The organism is Acetobacter cerevisiae (assembly GCF_001580535.1).
Taxonomy (GTDB): domain Bacteria; phylum Pseudomonadota; class Alphaproteobacteria; order Acetobacterales; family Acetobacteraceae; genus Acetobacter; species Acetobacter cerevisiae.
The window spans coordinates 23,431-34,068 of the sequence record NZ_LHZA01000127.1 but is presented as its reverse complement, the minus strand read 5'-3'; the positions used below and the strand labels follow the sequence as shown (position 1 = coordinate 34,068).

Annotated in this window: 12 protein-coding genes and 1 tRNA gene; 3 read left to right on the top strand and 10 right to left on the bottom strand. The window is 58.9% G+C overall.

Features of this window, described 5'->3' with window-relative positions; all coding sequences use genetic code 11:
• Positions 1–435 precede the first annotated feature (435 nt).
• The 5 genes from AD928_RS04670 to AD928_RS04650 all read right to left on the bottom strand — a co-directional run bounded on the left by AD928_RS04670 (position 436) and on the right by AD928_RS04650 (position 2,944).
• Positions 436–510: transfer RNA gene (locus AD928_RS04670), tRNA-Gln, on the bottom strand.
• A 71-nt stretch (positions 511–581) separates the two neighbouring features.
• Positions 582–1,229, bottom strand: a complete 648-nt coding sequence (locus AD928_RS04665) for a hypothetical protein (protein WP_062248654.1) — start codon at positions 1,227–1,229, stop codon at positions 582–584.
• A 57-nt stretch (positions 1,230–1,286) separates the two neighbouring features.
• Entirely contained in the window at positions 1,287–2,111 is an 825-nt protein-coding gene (gene proC, locus AD928_RS04660; protein ID WP_062248652.1) for a pyrroline-5-carboxylate reductase, read from the bottom strand.
• Positions 2,111–2,611 (bottom strand): type III secretion system chaperone family protein, encoded by a 501-nt coding sequence (locus AD928_RS04655; protein ID WP_043550336.1) that lies wholly within the window; start codon positions 2,609–2,611, stop codon positions 2,111–2,113. The genes proC and AD928_RS04655 overlap by 1 nt, the downstream gene beginning before the upstream one ends.
• Before the next feature lie 42 nt (positions 2,612–2,653).
• On the bottom strand, positions 2,654–2,944 hold the full coding sequence (locus AD928_RS04650) for an accessory factor UbiK family protein (protein WP_062141393.1): 291 nt from the start codon (positions 2,942–2,944) through the stop codon (positions 2,654–2,656).
• A gap of 228 nt (positions 2,945–3,172) precedes the next feature.
• Here AD928_RS04650 and AD928_RS04645 point away from each other — a divergent pair, with 228 nt between their 5' ends.
• On the top strand, positions 3,173–3,370 hold the full coding sequence (locus tag AD928_RS04645) for a hypothetical protein (RefSeq protein WP_062248650.1): 198 nt from the start codon (positions 3,173–3,175) through the stop codon (positions 3,368–3,370).
• Entirely contained in the window at positions 3,367–4,272 is a 906-nt protein-coding gene (locus AD928_RS04640; RefSeq protein ID WP_062248648.1) for a DnaJ C-terminal domain-containing protein, read from the top strand. Before AD928_RS04645 ends, AD928_RS04640 begins: the two co-directional genes overlap by 4 nt.
• 76 nt (positions 4,273–4,348) lie before the next feature.
• Here the strand turns inward: AD928_RS04640 and AD928_RS04635 are convergent, their stop codons facing one another.
• Positions 4,349–4,756 (bottom strand): hypothetical protein, encoded by a 408-nt coding sequence (locus AD928_RS04635; protein WP_062141390.1) that lies wholly within the window; start codon positions 4,754–4,756, stop codon positions 4,349–4,351.
• A 207-nt stretch (positions 4,757–4,963) separates the two neighbouring features.
• Between AD928_RS04635 and AD928_RS04630 the strand changes: the two genes are divergently transcribed.
• On the top strand, positions 4,964–5,206 hold the full coding sequence (locus AD928_RS04630; RefSeq protein ID WP_156470097.1) for a hypothetical protein: 243 nt from the start codon (positions 4,964–4,966) through the stop codon (positions 5,204–5,206).
• A gap of 18 nt (positions 5,207–5,224) precedes the next feature.
• On the opposite strand, the gene AD928_RS04625 is transcribed toward AD928_RS04630, so the two are convergent.
• The 4 genes from AD928_RS04625 to argJ all read right to left on the bottom strand — a co-directional run bounded on the left by AD928_RS04625 (position 5,225) and on the right by argJ (position 10,637).
• A complete protein-coding gene (locus AD928_RS04625; RefSeq protein ID WP_062248659.1) occupies positions 5,225–5,983 on the bottom strand; it encodes a 2OG-Fe dioxygenase family protein in 759 nt (252 codons plus the stop codon).
• The gene (locus tag AD928_RS04620; protein ID WP_062248647.1) at positions 5,976–8,579 is read right to left on the bottom strand and encodes a mechanosensitive ion channel family protein; all 2,604 of its coding nucleotides are present in this window, start codon (positions 8,577–8,579) and stop codon (positions 5,976–5,978) included. Before AD928_RS04620 ends, AD928_RS04625 begins: the two co-directional genes overlap by 8 nt.
• A 138-nt stretch (positions 8,580–8,717) precedes the next feature.
• On the bottom strand, positions 8,718–9,359 hold the full coding sequence (locus AD928_RS04615) for an RDD family protein (RefSeq protein ID WP_062248646.1): 642 nt from the start codon (positions 9,357–9,359) through the stop codon (positions 8,718–8,720).
• 33 nt (positions 9,360–9,392) lie between these two features.
• Entirely contained in the window at positions 9,393–10,637 is a 1,245-nt protein-coding gene (gene argJ, locus AD928_RS04610; RefSeq protein WP_062248644.1) for a bifunctional glutamate N-acetyltransferase/amino-acid acetyltransferase ArgJ, read from the bottom strand.
• Position 10,638: the final 1 nt, after the last annotated feature.

Genomic DNA, 10,638 nt, shown 5'->3' with positions numbered 1-10,638 from the left:
CATTCAGCGCAGAAAACGCTCTAGTGACCTTGATGTCCGGGCGGAAAGGGTATTTTTCCGAGAAATTCAGATACTCCAGAAGGCCAGAGTCTAGCGGACCGCCTGATAATTTATGCGGTTGAGCAGTCAGAAAAATCTGTCCCTGGCTCAGAAAATAAGCGCGTTTGAGATGATCTCGCTCATCAGGAGACTGAAGAGGTGGAATGAGGGCTGTCAGTAAAAAGCAGAAAAAAAGAAGAAGACCGACAGCCTGAATAGAATTTTTTTTTCCGAATCGATAGTTTTTTAAAAGACAACATAGCAAAAAGATCCGTGGTGACTTTGTGATCCTGCAATAGCAATGATGTCAGAAAAATACAGCGCCCGTTATTGTCCCGAGAGGGAAAATAATTCAGGCCTGAGGATCAGACGGATTTTATATATCTTAAAGAAAAATGGCTGGGGCGGGAGGATTCGAACCTCCGCATGGCGGAATCAAAATCCGCTGCCTTACCGCTTGGCTACGCCCCAAAAGTGCGGTTGGCTCTTATTAAGGCCAACCAGTAGGATTCGTAAAGAGTGAGAACGCGCTGTTTTGTCTCTCAGAGAGAATTTTCAGGGGTAAGGGGAGCGGACGGGGCCTCTGGTTCTTCAAAATCCAGATCAGGCAGGCCGCCGTCGCTCAGTTCACTCTCAGCAGGGAACAGGCGGAAACCGGCGGCTTTGTTCAGAGCCTGATCGAGCGCGGCCATGGTGCTGCCCATGTCTTCGCTATCGTCTTTTTCCCATGCGCGGAGTGTGTGCGTCCAGATGGCGACTACCATATTGATGCGCACCAGCCCGCCCAGCCCGGCGACGTTAATTCCGGCGGCATCGGCCATCCAGCGCATGCTTTCCAGCGTGGCGCCTCCCAGCAGCAGGGCAAGAGGCGGGTCCATCGGGAGGGCGCGCATGACGGCGCGAATCCCGCCCCGGTACTGCTGGAACACATCCAGACGGCGCATCAGCAGATCAAACAGGCGCTCACGCGAGGAACCGAAGGTGGTGTTGTCCGCCAGAGCAGACTCGTCTGCCATACGGCCCAAACGGAGCAGCAGAGACGCGCGGCAGGGGAAACGCTCGCGCGTCTGCGGGAAAGCAAGCCCCGCAGTCCGAGCGGAATCCAGCAGAGAGACAGACGCCCAGCCCCCGTGCTCGGCCTGTGTCATGGCAGCACTCAGAAGGGCGGCGTCAAAGTCATCATGGTCCATAAGAAGAAGCCTGTTCGTAGAAAATAGAGAGTAAGGCGGCCTGTCGGGCCGCGTAAATCAGGTCGAAAGCTCTTTGGCGCGTCTGGCGGCTGCGGCTACGGCACGGGGCACGATAGCGGGCCATGCATCCGGCGCCATGAAGACTTTCAGGGCCTCCGCCGTGGTGCCACCGGGGCTGGTCACGCGGCGGCGCAACTCTTCGGCATCCGCCGGAGACTGGTTGAGCAGCGCGCCCGCGCCATAAATGGTCTTGCGTGCCAGTATGCGGGCGGTCTCGGCAGGGAGGCCCTGTTCCACACCGGCTTTTTCCAGTAGTTCGGCCAGCAGGAAAATGTAGGCCGGGCCGCTGCCGGAAATGGCGGTGACGGAATCAATCAGCTCTTCGCGCTCAACCCAGACCGTATCGCCCACTGCCTGCAGCAGGGCATCACACTGCGCTTTCTGTGTGGCGGTGGCGTGCGGAGGGGCATACAGACCGCTCATACCTGCACCAATGGCACAGGGCGTGTTGGGCATGGCCCGGATTATCACCGGCTGTGCCTGCGGGTTGCCCTGCTTGTAACGTTCCGTAAGGCTTTCCACCGTGCGGCCTGCCATGACAGACAGCAGCGTGGCGTTAGGGAAGCGCTGTGCCATAGCCTCCAGCGCCGGGTCTGCCTTCTGGGGCTTGATGGCCAGAATAATGACATCCGGCTGGAAATCCGCCGGGACATCCTCCAGCGTAGCAGCCAGTTTATGGGGTGCCGGCAGGGTGCGGTCATGCCGGTCCAGCACGATGGAAGGTTTCAGACCGTGGGCCAGCCAGCCTTCCAGCATGGAGCCACCCATCTGGCCACAGCCAACCAGCAGGACGGAGGGCAGGGGGGAAGTATGAGCCGTCATTATGCTTCTCCCTGACAGTCCAGCATGGCAACGGCCAGAGCATCAGCCGGGCTTTGCCCGCCCCACAGGAAAAACTGAAAAGCCGGGTAGAAGCGTTCACACTCTGTCAGAGCGATGTCGATCATGTCTTCAAACACTTCGACAGAGATACTCGTCCCGCGCAGCAGAAGGGCATGCCGGAACAGCAGAACACCGTCTTCCTGATCCAGACTGAAATGGCCAATCCACATCCGCTCATTGGCCATGCCAATCAGCTCATACAGCGTACGTTGCTGGGGCTGAGGGGCCTTGAGGTCAAAGGCGCAGGTAAAGTGCATGGCCCCAAGTTCTGCCGACCAGGAGAAGAACATGCCGTAATCGCACCACTTGCCGGGGGCTTCCACGGCCATTTCGGTTGCGTTGCAGCGTTCAAAATTCCAGCCGTGTCCACAAATGACCTGTTCCATCAGATCCAGCGGATTAACGGGAGGAGAAGGGGTGTTTGTGCTTAACGCGGGCATGGCTCACTCTCGGCTGCAAGGTGATGCGGAAAAACGCTGCGCTCAGGAGGTGTGGTGCGTGTGGCTGCCGTGGCTTTTCTGCTCCAGTGCGTCCACACGGGCTTCCAGTGCAGCCAGGCGGCGTTCGGCTTCTTCCTGCCCGATACGCGCACGGGCGGCGAGTTCACGCACCACTTCAAATTCTTCACGCCGGACAACCTGCAGGCTGGTCAGCACTTCATCCACGCGGCTGCGCACAATGGCGTTAAGCTCTTCTTTCGCGCCGGTCAGGGCTGAAAAAGCACCGCCGGCTACACCAGCAAGATCATCAAAAAAACGCGGTTTGTCAGACATTGCTGGTTCTCCACTTAAACAGTTAAATCTTCTCCCTTAGGCTTATAGTCAGTCTGCGGGCATGAGGCTATCGCTTCTTTAGAAATGTCTGGACAGCGTTTGTCTGGCAGGTGTGCAGCCCACTCCTGCCCCGTTGTCCATTGACCCTGCCTCAGTGCGTTCCCATTATCAGAATAAGATATTGAAACCATTATCAGGCCGGTCCGATCAGGAAGCGGTCTGCACAGTATGAGTGGAGAGACAAGCTTTATGGACAACATGACGGCGGAGGCATTTCTCAAACCCCGCCTTGCGGCGCTTGTGAGTGAGGCAGACAAAGCCGGATACAGTCAGGATGTGACGATTGCGCTGCCGATCAGCCTGCTGGACACAATGAATTTTGGCACTGATCCCAATCCTCCTTCAGCTCAGGGAGGTGCAGCATGAGTGTGCGTGATCCTTATGAGGTTCTGGGGGTTTCCAAAACCGCCAGTCAGGATGAGATCCGCAAGGCCTATCGCAACCTTGCCAAGAAATACCATCCTGACCTGAACCCCGGTGACAAGGTTGCCGAAGAACAGTTCAAGGCAATCGGGCAGGCGAATGATCTGCTCTCCGATACGGAAAAGCGGGCACGATTTGACCGGGGCGAAATTGATGCCGCCGGGCAGGAACGTCATCCCGGATTTGGCGGCGGTGGCGGCTACGGCGATTATGGAGCAGGCCCGGGCGGCTTCCGCTATGCCGGAGGGCAGGGCCATGCTTTTAGTGAAGAAGATCTGGGTGACCTGTTCAGCGGCATGTTCACAGGCCGTGGCCGCCGTTCTGCCGGGCCGCGCAAAGGGGCTGACCGGTCTTATTCGCTGAAGGTCAGTTTTCTGGACTCGGTCACGGGTGGGAAATCCCGCATCACGCTGCCGGAAGGGGCAACGCTGGATGTGCGCATTCCCCCGGGGATTGAAGACGGCCAGACCTTGCGCCTGCGTGGCAAAGGTGGCCCCGGTGTTCAGGGCGGCCCGGATGGGGATGCGCTGATTACCGTGAATGTTCAGGCTGACCCGACCTATACGCGTGATGGGTTTGACCTGACCGAAACCCTGCCGGTGGACCTGAAAACAGCCGTGCTGGGTGGTCCCATTACGGTCCCGACCCCGACAGGCCCGGTTAAGATGAACGTGCCGCCGCAGTCCGACAGTGGCACCAAGCTGCGGTTACGCGGGAAAGGCGTGCAGGCTCATGGCTCGCGGGAAGCCGGGAATCTTTACGTGACGCTGCAAATCAAGATCGGGAAGCCGGACGCCGCGCTGGAAGACTTCTTGAAAAACTGGACGCCTGACAGCGCGTCCTAAGGCGCAACGGCTGCTTGTGCCTGAACCGCCTATGAGCGGACAGGCACAGGAGCGCGCCTTGTTTGGGCAAGCTCTTTTAGTTGTCCCGATACAGCGGCAGATCCAGCTTATGGGTGCCTTCCCCTGTAATCTGAATCTGAGCACTATTTTCTGAAACAAGCTTGAACGTGACCGTCAGGTCATCCTGCTTCCCGGTCCATGCTGTGCCGGAGGCGCGGGAGAGGCTGAAGTGATCCTGCCCGACAATTTTCTTCAGGGATTCCGGCAGCGTGACGAGCAGGCGCTCCGCCGGACCCGTTGCCTTGTTCGCGGCGACCATAATCGGGTCCATCGCCATAATGGCCCATTGTCCCACAAAAACTGACGTCTCGTAATGCGCCTGTGTGGCCGGGGCCTGCACGGTGGGCTTTGCGGCCTGTGCGGGGAGCGGCAGGGCAAAGGCCAGACCGAGCGGGATGAGGGCAGAGGCAAAAAGCGGCTTCATGGCGGGCACTCCTGAAAACTGATCTTTTCATGTGCCTGTCTGTAGGCTTTCCGTCCAGCCCGCCTGGGGAATGTGATCGGGTTTATTTGAGACCCAGACTTGACGAAGAGCTGCTTGAGACCCAGATAAGTAGGGGTTACAAATCTGCATTGCAAAAACGGAAGGGGTTTCGCCATGTCAGGAACAGATTCATCACATGATGCGTCCGTGATCTCACAGACTCATACCCCTGATGCAGGTCTACAGGCAGAGCATGAGGGTGTGGGTGCGGAAACCCATGCGGTTATGGCGGACCCCGTTCTGCCTGTGACACCGGCTCCCGTGCCCTCCGCTCCTCCGCCGCCGGAAGGGGTTGCCGTCAAGGAAGTCTTCCAGATGGTTGGCGCGATGGTGTTCGTGTTCTGCTTTGCAGCCCTTGGCTTTAACGCCATGTATCACGCGGGCTATTAACGTCCGCCTGCCTCTGGCTTATTCGTGCCGGAGGGTGACGACCAGAACGTCCCGATAGGCCGGGTGGGTCGGGTCAACCGGCTTGACTGGCGTCACACCATGATAAACCCGGCTGTCATTCACCAGCGCCGTATCCATCGGGTCTGTCAGCGTAAAGCTGCCGACCGGCTGGCGGTTAAGGTCATGAATAGTCGTCTCGCCTCGGGCAATATTTTCCCGGCGCACCATCATCACACAGACCCAGTCCACGCCGTCCCGGTGTAACCCTTCCGGGGTGGGGCGTCCGGCTGAGTCCGGGCTTGCTTCAATCCGGAACTGATGCACTTCCGCATGCCAGGCCATAGGGCGCTGAGTCTGCGGAGTCAGATCATCCGCAATATGCTGCGTTAGCCGGAGCACTGCGAGCAGCGCCGGGTGCTCCACTATGGCGGGAGTAATGGCCTTGAACCAGCGTTCAATTCCACCATTAAGGGTGTTGTAATCCCGGCTTTGATAATGCGGCTGATGCGGCTTTCTCAGAATCTGGTCTTCTGTCAGGGTGAAGGTCGCATGCCGGCGGCGGCGGTAACGGCCGCCATCCGCCATGTAGCGATCAACTCCCAGATGATTCCAGCTTTCTGCAAATTCCTCCCATCGCTCCATCCCGAATTGCTCCAGCAGCGGGCGGATGGCAGCGGCCTGCTCATAGGCAAAACCGTTCTGACCAAGCGGCGCTTCAAGGGCTTCCAGCGGTTTTAAGGCCGCTGGCGGGAGGGAGTGTGGGCGGGCGTCAGGCATGGGGCGGACCTTCTCCAAAAGCAGCAGCAGGGGAGCTTTCATCTTCAGGCTTTTGCAGGCCTGTGTCAGATTTTTCTGCGGCTTCAATCGCCTTTTTTTCTTCAGCGGAGGGCTGAGGCACAGGCTCAGGGGCAACAGGCTTAGGCTGCTGCGCATGGGCGGCTGGCGTCATGGTATCCGGCACATTGTCCACAGCCAGATGCATGCTGTTGCCCGGCGGCGTGGTGTAATAGGACGTCGGTGTGTAGAATTTCACCCCGGCTTCGACCATCAGGTTGGCCAGACGACGGTAGAATTCACGCTGCACCTTCCACTTCATCATCGGCGCAGTCTTGATGGCACCGACCAGCACAGCGCCGTTGCTGTCCGTCTTATCCACACCCAGATCAGCATAATCCGAGAAGATCATGTGGCTGAAGGCATCTTCGGTCCGCATCTGGGCCACAACGCTGGCCATCAGCTTGGCGACTTTCACGGAGTCTTCGCTCAGATCCAGCACCTGTTTGACGATAATCTGGTTGAAGCCGCGCCCCGTGTTGGCAATGGACGTGACGGATGAGAACGGGATGATGTGCAGGTCACCATCAATGGAGCGCACACGCAGCGTCCGGATGGACAGATGTTCCACCGTGCCGGAAACGCCCCCGGTGGTGACCCAGTCGCCGACCTGAATGGCATCTTCCGCCAGCATGAAGAAGCCGGTGATAACGTCCTTCACCAGACTCTGGGAACCGAAGGACAGACCCACACCCATAATTCCCGCACCCGTCAGCAGCGGTGTGACGTTAATGCCAATCTGCGAAAGGGTGGTGACCGAAACCACGATAATGATGATAGCCAGCAGTACGGTGCGGATAATGGGCAGCACCGTGCGCAGACGTGTCGCGCGGGAGGCCTGAGAGGATGAGGTATAACGGTCGATCTGCTTGTTCAGCAGACCATTGATGACTTCCCATGCCAAGGCGGCAATGGTTGCCCCAATGGCCAGACTGAGAGCCGCCCCGACCAGACGTGAGCCCAGCGGAGAGTGGAAGAAGAACTGGAAGCTCGGCAGGCCCCAGCTCTGCGCGATGATCACGCAGGTCATGAACACAATGACAATGGTCAGCACACGCCGCACGAACGGGTAGTAATAGTCCGCCCGCTTCTGCAGGCCGGGATATTCCGCCTCAACCGTATCACTAATCCGAAACAGACGGTCCTGCATGCCATAGGCCAGCACGGCTACCAGACGGGACAGGACCAGAAAGGCAAAGGTCAGGCCCGTGCCGCGCAGAATCCACTGATACCCGCCCTTCAGGTGCGCCGCCCACACGAACCACAGCGCGATATCCAGAAACAGGACCGGAATCCACCAGAAGCGCGCGATTGTGCCAACAAAGGCCCAGAAGGCTTTTTTGCGCATGTTGTCGGAGGGTTGGAGCGCATTGGCCACAATATGCCGGACCCGCCAGATGAACGCGGCAATAATCAGATGCTGGATCAGCACCACCGCGCGCAGCATGGCTTCCGTACCACGCGGAGCCAGATTAAACTCGCTCCCCAGTGTAGAAAGACAGATGACTAGGGAGGGTGCTGCCACCAGCACGTTCCACCAGCGGGTGAGCATCCGTGCCGTATCATCTTTGGCAGGAGCCAGACGAATAGCGGGGGAACGGGGCGCCAGAGCGGTTTCAACCAGCAGATACAGGCAGCGGGCCACCACATAGGCGTTGGTCAGCGTGATGGTGACGGTGCTGGCCTGCTGGGTGGTGGTCAGAAATTCTGCCCCCAGATAACCCAGGCCCAGGAAGACCGCGACGGGCAGCAGCTTGAGCAGGAAATGCAGAGCATTGTAAGGAACCCGGATGAGGTAACGCATCACCTCATTACGGCGGCGCTGGTCATCGGCACGGGTTTTGGTGTTGTCACCATCCGGGGTGGAGGTGGCGGCCTGCACATTTTCCACCGCAACGGCGGCTTCCTGCTTCCGCTCACGCGTTTCGGCGTGGGCTGTTACAGAATTCAGTGGCTTTTTAAGCAGCAGGCTTGTGGCCCGTTCCAGAGCAAGAGCCACTAGCATGATGATCAGGGCGCGACTGAACGCATCAATCAGAGTCTGACGAGACTGCGGATTGCTGATTTGCTGATGGAACCACGTACCGACTGACCGTAAATCCTTGAACAGCGCCGTAAAATTCTGGGTGTAACCCCGCATAGCAGTCGTCAGACCGTCCAGTTCGGAATTAACGTCACTGTCAATCACAGCGGTGGGATTGTCTTTTTTGGCGGCAGGCGCTGCGGCGGGCTGCGCAACAGGCAGGCCTTTGGCCATGAGCGTCAGGGTATTGGTGAAATCCTGCCGCTTCTTGGGGTCGTTCAGAACGCTGAGGAGCTGTTCCGCATCCTGACGGCTGAGGTTCCCTGTGGAGGCTCCTGCTGCCGGAGCGGCGGCAGGAGCCGTATCAGCGGCCAGAGCCTGGCTGCTCAGCCGGGGCGCAATCCCGAAAACCAGAAGGCAGACAAAGCAAAGCCCGAGGGCAAATCTGGCTAGAGAAAAAGGTGGAGAAGCCGTGAGGGCTCGGGTCGTGCTCTGGTGCAGGCTCTCTGCCGCCATGGCGTGCCGTATCCTTGTTTAAAATGTCGGTCAGGAAAGGGGCACACTACAGGCCCCCTGTGTGAAGAAATGGTAAGGGGCAAATCTGGCGGTAACAAGGTGCGCAGCCGAAGGCCTGATGTGCCGCCAGATGGGGGACTACATCCGGCGGTCGAACGTGACGATCTGGCTGTTTTCCGCGCGAAGGACCAGCGTTCCGGCAATCAGATCATGCAGTCCCTGTTTCTGGCGCGTGAAGGCCACCATCAGCACCCCAATGTGGAAGAAGGGGAAGGAGATGAACGCCTTGATCAGGAACCGCACAGTCGCCCGCGCAATGGAAATGCGCTCACCCTGCAGGGTGGTGACTTCCAGCTGACACAACCGCTTGCCCGGTGTGGCGCGGAAGCGGGAGGACTCAAACAAAATGAAATACAGGGCCGGCACCAGCGCCATCAGGAGCCCCGGCAGATGCCAGTGACCGACCTGAATATGGGGGATGAGCACGGAAATGGTGTCAGGCTGCACGCGTTGCGCAATGTCCACCACATCGACGGTCTGGCCGGAACTGTCAGGGATGGGGAGTTCTTCCCACTGGACCTTGAAGTCCGGCAGGATGAAATATCCCAGAACGGCATCCATCGCAGTGAGGATAATGCTGTCGATAAGGAAGGCCCAGACACGCCACCAGAACCCGGCATAAATCCAGACAGGCTGGCTACCATTCCCTTGTGGGAAACCTGCCCCGTTTTGTGCGCCAGACGGTTGCCCCCAGCCGGGAGGAAAAGCGGAAGAAGACATCAGGCCTGTTCCTTAAAGCGCGATAAAGCGCGGTCAGCTCCGGTATGATCCATTGATATCAATATAGCCGTGGGTCAGATCACAGCTCCATGCGCGGGCTTTGCCATCGCCAAGACCGAGATCCACGTCGATGTCGATTTCATGACCCTTCATGTGGGCCACAACCGGCGTCTCATCATAGCCGGGCACAACAGTGCCTTCACGCGCAATGCACACACCGCCGATGGAGACGGACAGCGTATCGCGGTCTGCCGGTTCTCCGCATTTGCCAACGGCCATCACGACACGGCCCCAGTTAGCGTCTTCCCCGGCGACAGCGGTTTTCACCAGCGGAGAATTGCCAATGGCCATGGCGACGCGCCAGGCGGAGTCGTCAGAAACGGCACCGGTTACGGTGATGGTCATGAGCTTGGTTGCCCCTTCGCCATCACGAATAACAAGCTGGGCCAGATCATGCAGCACGGCCTGCAGGGCCTCACGGAAATCCGTCAGGGCTGCGGCGTTGGCCTGCGTGCTGGCGGAAAGCTCATCATTGCCAGCAGCACCGGTGGCAAACAGCAGCACCATGTCCGAGGTGGAGGTATCCGAATCAACCGTAATGCAGTTGAAGGTCGTTTTGACCCCTTCGGACAGCAGGGCTTGCAGAACAGAGGCAGGCAGGGCGGCATCGGTGGCGACAAAAGCCAGCATGGTGGCCATGTCTGGCGCGACCATCCCGCTGCCTTTGGCGATACCCTGAATAATGACATCCGTGCCGTTCAGCTTTGCGGTGCGCACAGCGGCTTTGGGGAAGGTATCTGTGGTCATGATGCCACGGGCGGCGGCTTCCCAGCCATTTTCAGAGAGTGCGTCATGCAGGGCCGGGAGGGCCGCCGTCATGCGCTCATGCGGCAGAATCTCACCAATAACGCCGGTGGAGGCGAGGTAAACCGTCTGCGGCGTGCAGCCAGCAAGCTGGGCGGCTGCCTCAGCCGTGGCCTTACAGGTTTCACGGCCCGCGCGGCCGGTGAAAACATTGGCGTTCCCGGCATTGACCACGAGGGCGCGGGCTTCCCCTGTGGGGAGGCTGTCACGGCACCAGTCAACCGGTGCGCCGGGGCATTTGGAACGGGTAAAGACACCGGCCACCGTGGTGCCCGGTGCAAATTCAGCCAGAACAAGATCAGTCCGGCCTTTGTAGCGAATGCCAGCTTCAGCTGCGCCAAGGCGCACCCCGCGCACCTCCTTCAGTTCCGGAAGAGGCCGAGCGAGGGGGGAGACGGGGAGAGCGTGCGCCATA

Coding starts and splice junctions, on each gene's coding strand:
- AD928_RS04665 (WP_062248654.1), bottom strand. CDS start 1,229: ATGGACCATGATGACTTTGACGCCGCCCTTCTGAGTGCTGCCATGACA.
- proC (WP_062248652.1), bottom strand. CDS start 2,111: ATGACGGCTCATACTTCCCCCCTGCCCTCCGTCCTGCTGGTTGGCTGT.
- AD928_RS04655 (WP_043550336.1), bottom strand. CDS start 2,611: ATGCCCGCGTTAAGCACAAACACCCCTTCTCCTCCCGTTAATCCGCTG.
- AD928_RS04650 (WP_062141393.1), bottom strand. CDS start 2,944: ATGTCTGACAAACCGCGTTTTTTTGATGATCTTGCTGGTGTAGCCGGC.
- AD928_RS04645 (WP_062248650.1), top strand. CDS start 3,173: ATGAGTGGAGAGACAAGCTTTATGGACAACATGACGGCGGAGGCATTT.
- AD928_RS04640 (WP_062248648.1), top strand. CDS start 3,367: ATGAGTGTGCGTGATCCTTATGAGGTTCTGGGGGTTTCCAAAACCGCC.
- AD928_RS04635 (WP_062141390.1), bottom strand. CDS start 4,756: ATGAAGCCGCTTTTTGCCTCTGCCCTCATCCCGCTCGGTCTGGCCTTT.
- AD928_RS04625 (WP_062248659.1), bottom strand. CDS start 5,983: ATGCCTGACGCCCGCCCACACTCCCTCCCGCCAGCGGCCTTAAAACCG.
- AD928_RS04620 (WP_062248647.1), bottom strand. CDS start 8,579: ATGGCGGCAGAGAGCCTGCACCAGAGCACGACCCGAGCCCTCACGGCT.
- AD928_RS04615 (WP_062248646.1), bottom strand. CDS start 9,359: ATGTCTTCTTCCGCTTTTCCTCCCGGCTGGGGGCAACCGTCTGGCGCA.
- argJ (WP_062248644.1), bottom strand. CDS start 10,637: ATGGCGCACGCTCTCCCCGTCTCCCCCCTCGCTCGGCCTCTTCCGGAA.